The organism is Paenibacillus sp. DMB5, assembly GCF_001517085.1.
GTDB lineage: Bacteria > Bacillota > Bacilli > Paenibacillales > Paenibacillaceae > Paenibacillus_AQ.
In genome coordinates this window covers 1-14,400 of sequence record NZ_LRAC01000143.1, presented here as the reverse complement: position 1 = coordinate 14,400, position 14,400 = coordinate 1, and the positions used below count along the sequence as shown (strand labels likewise).

Here is a 14,400-nt window from a genome sequence, read left to right as displayed (position 1 = left end):
TGATGAAGCGGAAGTTTCTCATTTAATGATTGATAATATCTATATCAAAAATGATACCAAAAATCGAACCGTACAGTCAAACGTCATACTTACTTTAAGTATATGCGATATTAATAGGAAAGATACTGCTGATAATTTTAACAACGTAACATACTCATGTCATATATTGAACTCCTGGCTCGTCTTAGAAAAGTGTGTGCTTAGTTTTAATGCTTGAAAACGAAGCTAATTGTCACTGTTTTACTGCAATGTCAGCATAATTAAGCAAATAATACACAAATAGAGCAGCATGTTTAAGCGAACTTGTTAATAAAAATACAATACATAATGTATGAAGGTTGTATGCGTTTGCAGAAGGAAAGGCTTAAAAGTGCGGATATGGCGCTACTTCACCCGCTGTGTTTCTTCAATGCTATCCAACTGAGCAGAAATAATGGTATTCAAAAATAAAAGGACAGACTATCAAAAAATAGTCTTGTCAATTTACCTGACTTCTGATTATAATGACATTAAGAGTTTCATGCTTTGTTAGAAAATATAACATTGGGGAGTGGGGTTAAGATGAAGAAAAAGTTGTTGATGATGTTTCTGGCCATGATTACCTTAATGATCTATCCGGTCAGCGCCTTTGCTGCTGACGGTCCGACAGCACCGGACCTGCAGATCGGACTGGACACTGCGTTTACGTTTCTGGCATTCATCTTAGTATTCTTTATGCAATCAGGATTTGCACTGCTTGAAGCAGGATCGGTCCGGATGAAGAATGCCGGTCACGTAGCCGGTAAGACAGTTCTGACACTGGCAATTGCCAGCTTGTGCTTCTGGGCTGTCGGTTTTGCCTTTGGTTTCGGTAACGGTAACGGCTTAATCGGACTTGATGGTTTCTTCTATGGTGGAGATTCAATGTCCGCAGCTTTTGAGTCGCTGGCCTTCTCCGATGTAACGCTTAACACTAAATTCCTGTTCCAGATGGCTTTCGCTGCAGTATCATTGGCTATCGTATCCGGTGGTATGGCTGAACGCGCTAAACTGAGCGTGTATATTATCTTCGGGATTTTGTTCTCCGTTATTATCTATCCTGTCGTAGCACACTGGGTATGGGGCGGCGGCTGGCTGGCTACTCTTGAAATGCAGGACTATGCAGGTTCTACAGTTGTTCACCTTACCGGTGCAACGGCTGCTGTAATAGCGACCATTCTGCTTAAACCGCGTCTCGGCAAGTTTAATAAAGAAGGCAAACCGGTTATTATCCCTGGTCACAACCAAGTGTTCACAGTACTTGGTGTGATTATCCTCTGGTTCGGCTGGTTCGGCTTCAATCCGGGTAGCGCATTGTCTCCTATGGGCGGTTTCTTCGGACACGTAGCGCTGACAACCAACATTGCAGCTGCTGCCGGCGGTCTGGCTGCACTTATCGCTTCATGGCTGTACTTTGGTAAATCTGACATTCCGGCAATGCTGAACGGCGTACTGGCTGCACTGGTTGCGATCACAGGTGCCTGCGCATTCGTAGAGCCTTGGGCAGCGATTGTTATCGGTCTGGTTGCCGGTGCATTTACCTTCATGACTTCGCAATGGCTGGAGCGCGCTGGTCTTGATGATCCGATCTACGCTTTCTCTGTACACGGTATTGCAGGTATGTGGGGTGCGTTGTCCACAGGTCTCTTCGCAACTCCTGAGTTGATTGAACAAGGCGCACTTGTAGGTGAACCTGGTCTGTTCTACGGCGGCGGCTTCCACCAGCTGGGCGTTCAGGCACTTGGTGTGGTCGGAACCTTCGCATTCGTAGCTGTTCTGTCCTTTGTAATCCTATATGTTATGAAATTGGTTATGGGCATCCGCGTTACTGAAGAAGAAGAATTGATGGGTCTGGATATCAGTGAGCACGGTACTTACGGCTATCCTGAGCAGATGAAGCTGATTGCAGATTCCGAATCCAAAACCCACAAAATGTAATTATATACAGATGGGGGGCGGACCGCGTGGCTGGGATGGAAATGACAGAGTGGAGTAAAGATAAAAGAATGCTATCCATCGCAACGGCCGGTTCGCCGCAAGAGCTAAAAGACAGGCGTACCGCCTGCCAGCAGGCCCTTCTGGAGCAGTTAAATGTGATTCCGATCGAGGAATGGGTGTCCAAAGTCAACGCAATGCATGATCTGATTGCGGCGGCTGCGGTGAACATTTGTGAGGCGCAGATGAAAGAGGCGGGCTACGGCCCGCCTCCCTGCGCCTATTCCTTTATTGTATTCGGCAGTGCTGGCAGACAGGAATCCACCCTTTGGAGCGATCAGGATAATGGCCTGATTGTTGAGGGGGAACAGGATAACGTCAAGCTGACCTATTTTACTGCTTTTGGCGAATTGCTGTCCGATGTGCTTGAGGCAGTCGGCTATGAGAAATGTGAAGGCAGAGTCATGTGCTCCGAGCCGCTCTGGCGGAAGACGCTGCCGGAGTGGAAGGAGCAGCTGAACAGCTGGATGAGCCAGCTGGAATGGGAACCCATCCGTTATCTCATTATTGCTTCGGATATGAGGCATGTGGCTGGAAGTGCGGAGCTGTCGGCTGAATGGAGGGAAGCCTTTCATGCCGGCTTTGTGGGCAATGATAAATTGACTACGGCTGTTTTACGCAACACTGTCCGCCACAAAGCAACCTTGAACCTGCTTGGACAGGTGCTTACCGAACGTTTTGGCGATTATGCGGGCGGCTTTGATGTAAAATATGGCGTTTATATTCCGCTTGTTAATATAGTCAGGCATTTAGCGCTGCTGAATGCGGTCAAGGACAGTTCAACCCTGAAACGGCTCGCAAGTCTGGAAGTAGTCGGGGAATACGGGCATCTCAAGGAGATCCGCGATGCCTTCCTGACCGCTTTGCGGATGCGTGTGAATACCCCGCATACGGTTCAGGACGGACTGCTGCTCAGCAGTGATTATATTTCCGAAAATGATCTGAAGAATAAACAGCTTATGTCCGAGCTTCGTGAAAGTCTGCTGCTGGTCAGAAGATTGCACAGGGCCTTACAGCGCCAGCTCCGGTCAGCGGAAAGGAGGCAGTCATGAAGGAGCCGAATAAAGGCGGCGGATTCTGGAACAACTTGCGGCAGGGCGGAATGCCCTCCGCAATTGCATCTATAAGAGGCGGCGAATCCGCCCAGCAAACTGCGCAGCAGATGGCCTTTATAAGGTCGCTTATGCGTGAGAAACGGCGGCCGGAAGTGCTGCATACTCCGCTTTCCGAGCTGGAGACGGTTATATTTGATCTTGAAACGACCGGTTTTTCCCACCAGCATGGCGATGAAATTATGTCATTTGGTGCAGTCCGGGTAGTTGGTGAGGAAATTAAGGAAGAAGAATGCTTTTATACGCTGGTAAAATGCCAAACGGCTATACCGGAGAATATTACCAGGCTCACAGGAATTACGGAAGAGATGACGGCTGCGGCTCCTTCATTGATTGATGGCCTGCATAACTTTATGGCTTTTGTCGGCCAGCGTGTCCTGGTGGCGCATGGCAGTGCACATGACAAATCCTTTCTGAATGCGGCGCTCTGGAAAACCTCCAAGGTTCAGCTGACCCACCGTGTACTGGACACGATGATGCTGGCCCGCTGGCTGGAGCCGCAGCGCAGCAATTATACGCTGGATGAGCTGCTTGCAGTTCATAATATTCCGATTCAGGGGCGGCATCACGCACTGGAGGATGCCAAGATGACAGCACGGCTGTGGGTATCGTATCTCCGTGAGATTTCGAACAGACGTCAGGTCGATACACTTGGTGATCTCTACGCCTATTTGAGCAGAGCCTGAAGCACTACTGGCAGCAATTGAGCAGCGGTCTTGCCCTCAGTACGGCACTCCCGGCTGATAATAAAGCCGTTAAGAACCGGAAGCGGGCCGCTGTCTGTTCCCGGAGAGCCGATCAGATAAACCATGAATTCCGGCCCCAGCGCTTCAAGCCCTTGCATATCTGCAGGGGAAGGCAATGGCGGTGAGGTTGGATGGGAATGGAACAAGCCGATGGGGGAAGGGTCACTGTAAAGCGCCTTGACCCATTCCCGCGGATCAGGCTCAAAAGCATGCAGCGGGTCAGGCGCTACGTTACTCAAAGGCACATAGCTGCTTATGAGTATGCCTCCCGCTGCGGCAGTACCCAGCAGTATTCCACACGCTTCGTGTGGAAGACAGGTCAGCAGATGCTTCCCCAGCATGAGCTGTACGGAGGAATCCAGCCAAACCGGCGGGGTTGTTCCCTGGAATGCTGTCATGTATTGACCCCTCTCTCTTCATGGGATTCCGTCTTTGGACGGAGTCCTCTTTTTTATGTCTGGATGGTTTGAAATGGACGGCAATGGGGGTACAATAGGAGCAACCCATCCCATATGTAAAGGAACAGACATCTGATGAGAGCTGTTAATAGACGGAATGTTGCAGTCCTGGCACTGGTTGTCCTTGTTACAGCAGTCGTCCTGGTACGCTGGCTGAATGATGAACCGGAAGCTGTTCCGGCAGTCCAGCAGGCCTCTGCGGGCGGAATTGGAGTCGGTCAGCCGGCCCCTGCCTTTTCGCTCAAGGATAACGCCGGCCGTGAGTATACGGTTGGCGGTCCGAGGGATAAGGCGCTGATTGTGAATTTCTGGGCTTCCTGGTGCGACCCTTGCCAGCAGGAGGCGCCGGAGCTGAATGCGATGGCACTGAAATACAAAAATGTGCTGGATATCTACGGCGTTAACGTGACCAGCCAGGATTATAAGCCGAATGCCGAGCGGTTTATCAGGAAGTATATGCTGGCTTTTCCGGTTATGTTTGATCTTAAAGGTGAAGTGTTTGACCAGTACCGGGGCCAGGTTTTCCCGACCAATGTGCTGATTGACAAGAATGGCAAGGTCACCGAGGTTGTGCTGGGTGCCCTGACCGGAGAAGAGCTGGAGAAAAAAATAAAAGCTCTGACCGGCTCCTGAGCATTCAGCATCCGGAAATGAAGCCCCTCTGCCAGTTCGGGAATAGTCTCCCGCTGCAGAGGGGCTTCATGATGTGAGGCTTGCGAAGCAGTCTAATATTAGTGATTGACCAGACCCCGCGGTTCGCTGCTGTTTGTAGTTTCATTCTCCAAAGAGATCTGTCCGAGCAGGGCATACCGCATACTGTCTACCAGCGCTTCCCAGCTGGCCTCGATGACATTGCTGGACACACCGACTGTGCTCCAGGTATTATTGTAATCCTTCGATTCGATCAGCACGCGTACCTTGGCAGCAGTCTGATCCTGCTCATCAAGAACACGTACCTTATAGTCGGAGAGATGCATTTCATCAAGCCGCGGGAAATAGGTCTTCAGCGCTTTGCGCAGCGCATTATCCAGCGCGTTGACCGGGCCGTTGCCCTCGGCAGCAGTATAGAGGCTGTCACCGCCTACGCGGAGCTTAACGAAGGCCTCGGAGACTACAGGCTGGCCGGCATTTTTTTCAACAAGCATCTTAAAGGATTCAAAGACAAACAGCTCGTTCAGCTCACCGGTTGCTTCACGCAGCAGCAGTTCCAGGGAAGCATCGGCGCCTTCAAACTGATAGCCCTGATGTTCAAGATTCTTGATCTTGTCAATGACTTTGCGGGCCTGCTCGCTGGTCGGGTCAAGACTCAGCCCCATATCCTGGGCTTTGGAGAGCACATTGCTCTGGCCGGCAAGCTCGGAGACGAGTACGCGCTGCTTGTTGCCGACCAGCTCAGGGGCGATGTGCTCGTAAGTGCGGGAATCCCGGAGGATTGCCGAGACATGGATACCGCCTTTATGCGCGAACGCCGCTGCTCCGACATAAGGCTGATTCACAGGCATATTCACATTGGCCACTTCGCTTACATAACGGGCAGTATTGGTCAGCTGCGGCAGAGAGTCGCCAGGTATGCAGTGATAGCCCATCTTGAGCTGGAGCGTCGGGATGATGGAGCACAAGTTGGCATTGCCGCAGCGTTCGCCGTACCCGTTGATGGTGCCCTGTACCTGGCGTGCGCCCGCGTTAATTGCACTTAGTGCATTGGCAACAGCAAGCTCGCAGTCATTATGGGTGTGAATGCCCAGAGCAGCACCGGGAAGATGGCCTGAAATAGCAGTTACGATATCATATACTTCATTTGGCAGAGTGCCGCCGTTCGTATCACACATGACAAGCCAGTCTGCACCCGCCTCCCGGGCTTTGGCCAGGACGGCAGCAGCGTATTCCGGATTATTTTTGTAACCGTCGAAGAAATGCTCGGCATCGAAGATGACCTCAAGGCCTTTTTGTTTAAGATAGGAGATGGAGTCGCCAATCATCGCGAGATTCTCCTCGAGCGTGGTCTGCAGTGCAGTATGCACATGGAAATCCCATGATTTGCCGACCAGCGTAGCTGCAGGAACACCTGCATCGATCATTCTCTGCAGATTATCATCATGCTCGGCAATGGAGTTTTTGCGGCGGGTGCTGCCGAAGGCGGTGATTTTGGCGTTCAGATACAAATCCTTGACCCGTTTGAAAAACTCAATGTCTTTATTGTTGCTTCCCGGGATGCCACCTTCAATATAATGCACACCGAGATCATCGAGCTTCTTGGCAATTTTCAGCTTGTCATCTGCCGACAGACTGATGCCCTCGCCTTGTGTGCCGTCGCGAAGTGTCGTATCGAAGATGGAAATGGACTTAGACATTAAGTCTCCTCCTAAAAGTTTTGTGAGCATCTGCTCCATTGAATCGGCTTCGGACAAAACTGGCCTCGGAAGCATACGCTTGGTTTTGTGAGCATCTGCTCCATTGAATCGGCTTCGGACAAAACTGGCCTCGGAAGCATATGCTTAGTTTTGTGAGCATGGCTTCCACGAACTGCTTCGCGCAAAACTGTCTTCGGAAGCATCAACTACGTATTGAAATAATTTTTATATTATAGCATTTTTACGCGGGAATGTAACAAAGAACTTTACAGGAGAGATACGTCTTTAATTGACCTCCTGCAGACAAAAGCGTTATGCTGAATTGAACAATGGAAACCATGTAGATAAGAAGGTAGATATTGTGCAGAATGTAGACCAGTATTATCCGGCAAGCGGAAGGGTTATCCTGCATGTGGATATGAACGCTTTTTACTGCTCTGTGCATGAAGCGGAGGACCCGGATCAGTATAAAGGCAAGCCTACTGCCGTTGCCGGGAGTGTCGAGCAGCGCAGGGGGATCATTGTGACCTGTTCCTATGCCGCGCGCAGATTCGGGATATCTACAGGTATGCAGGTGCAGAAGGCGCTGCGCATATGCCCGTCCCTAACTCTTATTCAGCCGAACTTTCATCTATACCGCAAATATTCCAATGCTTTTATGCAGATTGCCTATAGCTATACCCCGCTGCTTGAGGCGGTCTCGATCGATGAGTGTTATCTTGATATTACCGGCTCCAAGCAGTTTGGGACTCCGCTTGAAATTGCCGGGGAGATTCAGCGGCGGATTATGGATGAGCTGGGTCTTCCCTGCTCGGTCGGGGTTGCCCCCAACAAGCTTCTGGCCAAAATGGCCTCGGATCTTAAAAAGCCGAACGGTATTTCGGTGCTGCGCCTGCGTGATGTGCCTGAGGTGCTGTGGAACAAGCCGTGCGGTGAAATGTTCGGGATTGGCGGCAAGACGGCCGAGAAGCTGCGCAAGCTGGGAATCTACAATATAGGCCAGCTTGCGGCTGCCGACGAGCGGATGCTTACGGACCATTTCGGGGTGATGGGCTCCTGGCTGAAACGGGCCGGAAACGGCATTGATTACGGAGTGGTAAATCCTGAGCGTGAACAGAGCAAGTCCATCGGACATACGACAACCTTGCCTAAGGATGTGGTCGGGCTGGCAGATGCCAGGCCAATCCTGCTCAATCTCAGCGACCAGGTGGCAAGGCGGCTGCGAAAGCAGGGGCTGGTGGCTTCAGGCGTGCAGCTTACAATCCGTACCCCTGATATGAAGACCATTACGCGCTCCCGGCAGCTTGAGGCTCCGACAGAAACCGCGGAGGACATTTACAAGGTAGTATGCGACCAGTTTGCCCGCCACTGGAAAGGCGACAAGCCCGTAAGGCTGCTCGGCGTAACCCTGCAGAACCTGAGCCCCAAGGAAGAGTCCGCGATTCAGCTTGATCTGTTCGATTATGAACGGCAGCCGAAGAAGGAATCCCTGAATAAAGCCATGGATATGCTGCGCAACAAATTTGGTGAGAATGCCGTACTTACCGCCGGAATGCTCAGTGACAGCCATTCCGCCCGGCTGCGTAACCATAAGGAGCGCGGCACCTCACTGCAAAAGGATAATCTGGGGCAGGTTGACACTGATAAGGACTGACAGAATTCCGCAGATGCAGAGGCCTATACCCGACAGATAATGCGGCAAAACTGTAAACTTGTTGAAATTTCATTGAAATTGTATTCTTTTTATATTAATATGAGTGAAATAACAGGCTGCTGCTGCAGGCTGTATTGTTCAACGGGAGGCAGAGATAAAATGGCTAAGTACACTTGGGTCGAGAAAGACACTTGCATCGCTTGCGGTGCGTGTGGCGCAACGGCTCCTGATATTTTTGATTACGATGATGAAGGTTTGGCAGAAGTGATTTATGAGAATGACGGAAACCGCGGATGCACAGTGATTCCTGATGATCTGTTCGACGATCTGCAGGATTCGGCTGACGGCTGCCCGACCGATTCCATTAAAATTGCGGACGCTCCTTTCAATAAGGAAGGCTAATCTTACAGGCTGGCGGTTTCGCACCGGATATGAGGGCCGGATATAAGATACAGGCTTATATTTGATTCTTGTATACACACATAAAGACATCTTACGCCGGCTTTAACCGGCGGGGATGTCTTTTTTTCATGGACAAGCCGATATAAGGTATAAAGAATCCATTACCCGCGGAGGCCCCGATGAAAAATTCGCAGCATCTCAAGGCTTATGTCCAAATGCACCCCGATAACAAGATGGCATGGTACTTGCTTGGTAAGGAATACTATAAGAACGGCCAGCAGGGAAAGGCAAACTATTGCTTCAATCAGGCCGGAGAAGTGTATGAAGCTTTTGAACGCAGTAAAGTTCCGGCAGACATGCTGCGTGAATATGAGGACGGCCTGCTCAAGATGGAGCATGAACGCCACCAGGCCAGGCTCCGCAAACGCCGGCTGCTGGTTGCGCTGGCACTTGCCCTGCTCGTGTTCCTGCCTTCCGCAGTTCCTGCCGGCCCGGACGAGGGGACCGGAGCAGCTCTGGCGTCGCTGCTTAGTGAAGCGGCGGACGCTTCTGTCGAACCTGCAGCGGATAGAACCGGGGCAGAGCAGACTAATGCGGCTGAAGATCCGGAGCCAGGGCTGGATTTCACGGCGATGGGCGGTGACGCTGCAGCCTCCGGCGCGGCGATCGCGCAGCTGCTGCGGGACGGAGCCCGGTCAGCTACAGCTATCCTGGCGATGGAGCGCTCCGGGAAGTGGCTGCTATGGAAAGAAAAGCTTCCGTTGGCCGCAACCGTGGTCCAGAGCGGAAATGGCCGCGCTGTATACCAGTCCTATGACAAGACGGCCTGCCACTGTGAGCCGCCGGAAGCCGGAGCCTTGCAGCAGCAGGCCGGACAGTGGCAGCGGCAGCAGGAGCAATTGGCTGTATTATGGAGCGCTATGCGCGCTTATAAGAGCAGCAAAGGCAGTCTTCCGCAATCCCTTGCCGCACTGACCGGTGCTTTTCCCGGTAACTGGCTTGGCGGAACTACTCCGCTGATGAAGGAGAAATTCGCTTCTGTACGGAGTGCGGCAGCCGAAGGAGCGGCACAGCAGCCTGCGGCAGACCCGGGCGGTAAGGAACCGGCTGCCGGCAGCGGGGAAGCCGCCGGAGGTAATGCTGGCGCCGCCGGAAGCGGGGGGCAGAAGCTGCCCTTTTTTACCGGACCGCTCACTATAATAGTAGATAAGCAAAATCACCGCCTGGCAGTAACCAGCGGCTCCGTTATTTTAAGGAATTATGAAGTGGGACTGGGCGGCGCGAGGACGCCGGAAGGGATTTTTACCATAACCGACAAGGTTGTGAACCCTAACGGTCGCGACAACGGGGAATTTGGCAGCAGGGGAATGCAGCTCTCGGACAGCAATTATGCCATTCATGGAACAGATGAGCCGGAGAGCATCGGCAAGGATGAATCGCTGGGCTGTATCCGGATGAGCCGCGAGGATGTGGAGGAGTTATTCGCCATGGTTCCTATGGGCACGAAGGTGCAGATAAGTAAAGGGGGTCTGCCTGAAGAACTGCTGGTTCCTGCGGATCGTTATCCTTCAGAAGCACCTAGCAATCAGACGAACCCCAATAAAGTCTACCACTGGCTAAATTAGTTGCCCGCTACCAGAAACAGAACGATAATCAGAAGAATCAGCAGGACCAGACTTGCACTAATCCACAGAATTGCTTTGCGGTTCACTTCTTCTTTCTTCTGCTGAAGTGTTGGAGGTTTGCGTTTTGTTGACATTATAGCCATCCCTCTTTCTCTCTTTATCGGTGATTACCCTTACATTGTAATGGGTTTGGATGAAAATTACTATACTCCCGGCCTCAGCATGGAAGATCCGCAGGGTAAAAAACTTTTCTTTTCGCCCGGAAACGGATAAAATTAAGAAGAAAACTAATGAAACGGGGAATCGGAGGACGATTCGGGTAATCCCTTGAAGGAGCGAGAACGTTGCTGTATCGGCATTTAGGCAAACCTATTTTCTTTAAAATGGACCCGGAAAAAGCGCATCATCTCGTGATCGGCGGATTAAACAAAGCGGCATTTGTTCCCGGCGGCAGCGCGGCTATGCGGCTTATGTACGGTGTCCCCGAAACTGCAGATATGGCAGTTGATTTGTTTGGTGTGCATTTCCCTACACCGGTGGCCTTGCGGCCGGTCTGGACAAAAATGCGGAGGCGGTCGGCGGCTTCTCATCCATCGGCTTCGGATTTATGGAAGTCGGCACAGTAACGCCGGTAGGGCAGCCGGGCAATGACAGTCCAAGACTGTTCCGTCTGATTCCTGATGAAGCGCTCATCAACCGGATGGGCTTCAATAATGAAGGCGCCGAGGCGATGGCGGATCGCCTGAAAGGGCTTAAGCAGCGCAGAATACCGGTAGCGGTCAATATCGGGCGCAACAAATCCACTCCGAATGAAACAGCGCATGAGGATTACCGCAAGTGTATCCGCACGCTGTATCCGTACGGTGATTTTTTTGTGGTTAATATCAGCTCGCCGAATACGCCGGACCTGCGCAGTCTGCAGCATGGCAATGAGCTGTCGAAGCTGCTCTCTGAGGTGAAGGAGGAGATGGCAGTCCAGCACAGCAAGAGCGGTACCCGCAAAAGCCTGCTGGTCAAGATTGCTCCGGATGTCAGCGACAGCGAACTTGAATTTATGGTACATACGCTTTCAGAAGCTGGAGTAGACGGCGTTATTGCCACTAACACTACGCTTAGCCGCGAAGGGCTGACCAGCGATAAAGCCGGGGAAACGGGAGGGCTGAGCGGCAAGCCGCTCAGGACCGGTCCACGGAAATTATCCGCAGCATTTACCGCCAGACCGGCGGCAAGCTGCCGATTATCGGCTCAGGCGGTATATTCAGCAGCCAGGATGCGTATGACAAAATCCGGGCAGGCGCAAGCCTGGTTGAAATTTATACAGCGCTCATCTATGAAGGACCAGAGGTTAACCGCCGGCTGCATGCAGGACTAAGGCAGCTTTTGCGGCGCGACGGATTCTCTCATATTCTGGAAGCGGTGGGCGCTGATCATCACTGAAGGATGAATGGACAGGAGGACGAAGGCGATGGACGGCAGGGATTGGGGAACTTTTTTACTTCCATATGAACAGACTGTGGAGGAACTCAAGGTTAAATTCAAAACAATGCGCTCGGAACTCAAAAAGAGAGAAGAATACACGCCGATTGAGTTCGTAACCGGACGGGTGAAACGGCTGTCCAGCATACTGGAAAAGGCCAAGCGTCTGAACGTGAAGATGGAGGATCTGGAGACAGGCATTGAGGACATCGCAGGCATCCGGATCATGTGCCAGTTCGTTGAGGACATCCGGAGAGTAGCGGAATATATCCGTGCCCGCAAGGATCTGGAAGTGCTGTACGAGAAGGACTACATCACCAATTATAAGGAAAGCGGCTACCGCAGCTTCCATATGATTATTAAATATCCGGTACAGACCGCCCTGGGACAAAAGATCGTACTGGCCGAAATTCAGATCCGCACGCTGGCAATGAATTTCTGGGCCACGATCGAGCATTCCCTGAACTATAAATACCGTGAAAGCCTGCCGGATGAAATGCGTGTACGCCTGAAGACGGCGGCGGAAGCCGCATCGATTCTGGACAGTGAGATGTCCAGCATCCGTGAAGAAATTCTGGAGGCGCAGAAGACCTTCGAGGAAAACTCCAATACAACCACACAGGTACTCACCGCTATTCATCAGCTGTATTTCTATCATCTGGTGAATGAGGCGATTGAAAGCCAGAACCGCTTCAATGAGATCTGGCAGACGCAGGATATGGAAGCAATGAAGCAGCTGCTGGAGCATGTGCGCGAACTGATCTCGAATGCCAAAAAGGACAGTCTGCCGGATGGCCTATGAACCGCTGTACCTGGCTTACCTGGTCTACTTTAACCGGGACAGGGATTATTTTGAATGCCATGAGGTGCTTGAAGAGCTGTGGCTGGAAAAAGACAAAGACCCTTTATACAAAGCGCTGCTGCAGGTGGCAGTCGGACTGTATCATTTCCGTAACGGTAATGTGCGCGGCGGCATGATTATGATGAACAGGTCACATGGCGTGCTGGGAACCTATCCGGGCGAGACGCTGGGCATTAATCTAGCCAAGCTGGTACAAGAAGTAGGGCTGTATGCTTCACAGCTCAATCACTACGCTGAAAGGCCGTTTGCTTATTACGATCTGACGATTGAAGTTGCCGATCCGGCGCTTGCACAGGAAGTAGAGCTGGCTGCGTCAGGCATTGTGCCTAACCGGCCGCAGCGGCGCGGCCCGCAAAGACCGGCGAGGGAGCACCGCAAATAACGACGCAATAATAGGAGCAGCTAATCAGGAGCACCCGCAAGGGTGTTCCTTGATTATTGATCCCCAAAATTCAGGTAACACAAGCAGGAGGACGGCATCATGGCAGCACAACTGCCCGGCACTTTCACAGAGCGGATGAAGGAGCTGCTGGGAACAGAATATGAGCAATTTGCGGAAACCTATAAGGAGACGCCTTATGCGGGTATCCGTGTCAATACACTGAAGATTACGGTTCAGGAGCTGCTCGAACGCTCACCGTTTGGCCTAGAGCCTATCCCGTGGTGTCCTACAGGCTTCTATACGGAAGAAGGCGCCCGGCCGGGCAAGCATCCGTATTACCATGCCGGTCTGTACTATATCCAGGAGCCAAGCGCAATGGCGCCGGTTGAACTGCTGGATATCCAGCCCGGTGACCGGGTGCTCGATTTGTGCGCTGCACCGGGAGGGAAATCGACCCAGATCGCTGCCAAGCTTCAGGGCACAGGACTGCTGATCAGCAATGATCTCCATCCGGACCGGACCAAGGCGCTGGCTAAAAATCTGGAGCTGTACGGCGTAAGGAACGGCATTGTGCTGAACGAGAGCCCGGAGCGGATTGCTGCGGCTTTTCCGGGCTTTTTCGACCGGATTCTGATCGATGCCCCCTGTTCCGGGGAAGGCATGTTCCGGAAAGACGAGGACATGGTGAAGCAGTGGGAGCCGGGCACTCCCCGGAAGTATGCCGACATGCAGCGGGAGATTCTGCTCGCGGCAGCGGATGCGCTGAAGCCGGGCGGTACGATTGTGTATTCGACGTGCACCTTCGCCCCGGAGGAGAATGAAGGGTCGATCCTGGAATTCCTCGCCGGGCATCCGCAGTTTACGGCGGTCCCGGCGGGCGGGGCCGGCTGGTTCGCGCCGGGCCTGGACGGGCTCCCCGAGGCCGCGCGGCTGTGGCCGCACAAGGTCAAGGGCGAGGGCCATTTCATGGCGGTGCTGCGCCATGACGGCAGTGCTGCTGCGCCAGGAAGTGCCGGGGACGCGGATACCGCGCTCCTGGCTTCCGTGCGCAGCAAAGGCGGTTCAGCCGCCCGGCCGGTCAAGGCGGGCGGCGGCAAGGACCGCGAGGCCAAAGGCGGCCGCGGTCAAGGCAAGGGCGGCAGCGCGCGAGGGCAGCGGCCGCAGGGCTCCGGCGAGGAAGCGGCATTGGCCGCGTTCGCCGGGTTCTGCCGGGAGCAGCTCGGCTGGCAGCCGGCCGGCTTCCCGGTGCTGTTCGGCGAGCATCTGTATGTCTCGCCGCTGCCTTCCTCAGCCCTGGACGGATTAAAGACTATCCGTCG

General features: G+C 52.8%; 13 protein-coding genes and 1 pseudogene. 11 read left to right on the top strand and 3 right to left on the bottom strand.

The window, feature by feature from the left end; genetic code table 11:
- Positions 1-561: 561 nt before the first annotated feature.
- The 3 genes from AWJ19_RS24485 to AWJ19_RS24475 are packed head-to-tail and all read left to right on the top strand — an operon-like array spanning position 562 to position 3,811.
- Positions 562-1,956: an ammonium transporter gene (locus AWJ19_RS24485; protein WP_068727855.1), complete on the top strand. Its 1,395-nt coding sequence runs from the start codon at positions 562-564 to the stop codon at positions 1,954-1,956.
- A 35-nt stretch (positions 1,957-1,991) separates the two neighbouring features.
- A complete protein-coding gene (locus tag AWJ19_RS24480; RefSeq protein ID WP_068727914.1) occupies positions 1,992-3,065 on the top strand; it encodes a DUF294 nucleotidyltransferase-like domain-containing protein in 1,074 nt (357 codons plus the stop codon).
- Positions 3,062-3,811, top strand: a complete 750-nt coding sequence (locus AWJ19_RS24475) for an exonuclease domain-containing protein (RefSeq protein ID WP_068727853.1) — start codon at positions 3,062-3,064, stop codon at positions 3,809-3,811. The genes AWJ19_RS24480 and AWJ19_RS24475 overlap by 4 nt, the downstream gene beginning before the upstream one ends.
- Here the strand turns inward: AWJ19_RS24475 and AWJ19_RS24470 are convergent.
- Entirely contained in the window at positions 3,793-4,269 is a 477-nt protein-coding gene (locus tag AWJ19_RS24470) for a M67 family metallopeptidase (RefSeq protein WP_068727851.1), read from the bottom strand. The genes AWJ19_RS24475 and AWJ19_RS24470 overlap by 19 nt on opposite strands.
- Positions 4,270-4,404: 135 nt before the next feature.
- On the opposite strand from AWJ19_RS24470, the gene AWJ19_RS24465 reads away from it, so the two are divergent.
- Complete coding sequence (locus AWJ19_RS24465; RefSeq protein ID WP_068727850.1) at positions 4,405-4,962, top strand: TlpA disulfide reductase family protein; 558 nt, start codon at positions 4,405-4,407, stop codon at positions 4,960-4,962.
- 98 nt (positions 4,963-5,060) lie between these two features.
- On the opposite strand, the gene cimA is transcribed toward AWJ19_RS24465, so the two are convergent.
- Positions 5,061-6,680 carry a citramalate synthase gene (cimA, locus tag AWJ19_RS24460; RefSeq protein ID WP_068727848.1) on the bottom strand — a complete coding sequence of 540 codons (1,620 nt, stop codon included), beginning with the start codon at positions 6,678-6,680 and terminating at the stop codon, positions 5,061-5,063.
- A 361-nt stretch (positions 6,681-7,041) separates the two neighbouring features.
- Here cimA and AWJ19_RS24455 point away from each other — a divergent pair, with 361 nt between their 5' ends.
- From AWJ19_RS24455 to AWJ19_RS24445, 3 genes are all read left to right on the top strand, one after another.
- Complete coding sequence (locus AWJ19_RS24455) at positions 7,042-8,334, top strand: DNA polymerase IV (protein WP_068727913.1); 1,293 nt, start codon at positions 7,042-7,044, stop codon at positions 8,332-8,334.
- Between the two features lie 159 nt (positions 8,335-8,493).
- A complete protein-coding gene (locus AWJ19_RS24450) occupies positions 8,494-8,736 on the top strand; it encodes a ferredoxin (protein WP_068727846.1) in 243 nt (80 codons plus the stop codon).
- 179 nt (positions 8,737-8,915) lie between these two features.
- A complete protein-coding gene (locus AWJ19_RS24445; protein ID WP_068727844.1) occupies positions 8,916-10,361 on the top strand; it encodes a L,D-transpeptidase in 1,446 nt (481 codons plus the stop codon).
- Here AWJ19_RS24445 and AWJ19_RS35990 read toward each other — a convergent pair.
- Positions 10,358-10,495, bottom strand: coding sequence for a hypothetical protein (locus tag AWJ19_RS35990; protein ID WP_167360562.1), 138 nt, complete (start codon positions 10,493-10,495; stop codon positions 10,358-10,360). The two genes, AWJ19_RS24445 and AWJ19_RS35990, sit on opposite strands and share 4 nt — an antisense overlap.
- Before the next feature lie 210 nt (positions 10,496-10,705).
- Here AWJ19_RS35990 and AWJ19_RS24440 point away from each other — a divergent pair.
- From AWJ19_RS24440 to AWJ19_RS24425, 4 genes and pseudogenes are all read left to right on the top strand, one after another.
- Positions 10,706-11,798: pseudogene (locus AWJ19_RS24440) on the top strand (quinone-dependent dihydroorotate dehydrogenase).
- A gap of 28 nt (positions 11,799-11,826) precedes the next feature.
- The gene (locus tag AWJ19_RS24435; RefSeq protein ID WP_068727842.1) at positions 11,827-12,639 is read left to right on the top strand and encodes a GTP pyrophosphokinase family protein; all 813 of its coding nucleotides are present in this window, start codon (positions 11,827-11,829) and stop codon (positions 12,637-12,639) included.
- A complete protein-coding gene (locus AWJ19_RS24430) occupies positions 12,629-13,081 on the top strand; it encodes a DUF309 domain-containing protein (RefSeq protein ID WP_068727840.1) in 453 nt (150 codons plus the stop codon). The genes AWJ19_RS24435 and AWJ19_RS24430 overlap by 11 nt, the downstream gene beginning before the upstream one ends.
- Before the next feature lie 99 nt (positions 13,082-13,180).
- Positions 13,181-14,400: NOL1/NOP2/sun family putative RNA methylase (locus AWJ19_RS24425; protein WP_068727838.1), on the top strand; the 1,220-nt coding region annotated here is incomplete at its 3' end.

Coding starts and splice junctions, on each gene's coding strand:
- AWJ19_RS24430 (WP_068727840.1), top strand. CDS start 12,629: ATGGCCTATGAACCGCTGTACCTGGCTTACCTGGTCTACTTTAACCGG.
- AWJ19_RS24470 (WP_068727851.1), bottom strand. CDS start 4,269: ATGACAGCATTCCAGGGAACAACCCCGCCGGTTTGGCTGGATTCCTCC.
- AWJ19_RS35990 (WP_167360562.1), bottom strand. CDS start 10,495: ATGTCAACAAAACGCAAACCTCCAACACTTCAGCAGAAGAAAGAAGAA.
- cimA (WP_068727848.1), bottom strand. CDS start 6,680: ATGTCTAAGTCCATTTCCATCTTCGATACGACACTTCGCGACGGCACA.
- AWJ19_RS24480 (WP_068727914.1), top strand. CDS start 1,992: ATGGAAATGACAGAGTGGAGTAAAGATAAAAGAATGCTATCCATCGCA.
- AWJ19_RS24445 (WP_068727844.1), top strand. CDS start 8,916: ATGAAAAATTCGCAGCATCTCAAGGCTTATGTCCAAATGCACCCCGAT.
- AWJ19_RS24435 (WP_068727842.1), top strand. CDS start 11,827: ATGGACGGCAGGGATTGGGGAACTTTTTTACTTCCATATGAACAGACT.
- AWJ19_RS24485 (WP_068727855.1), top strand. CDS start 562: ATGAAGAAAAAGTTGTTGATGATGTTTCTGGCCATGATTACCTTAATG.
- AWJ19_RS24465 (WP_068727850.1), top strand. CDS start 4,405: ATGAGAGCTGTTAATAGACGGAATGTTGCAGTCCTGGCACTGGTTGTC.
- AWJ19_RS24450 (WP_068727846.1), top strand. CDS start 8,494: ATGGCTAAGTACACTTGGGTCGAGAAAGACACTTGCATCGCTTGCGGT.
- AWJ19_RS24475 (WP_068727853.1), top strand. CDS start 3,062: ATGAAGGAGCCGAATAAAGGCGGCGGATTCTGGAACAACTTGCGGCAG.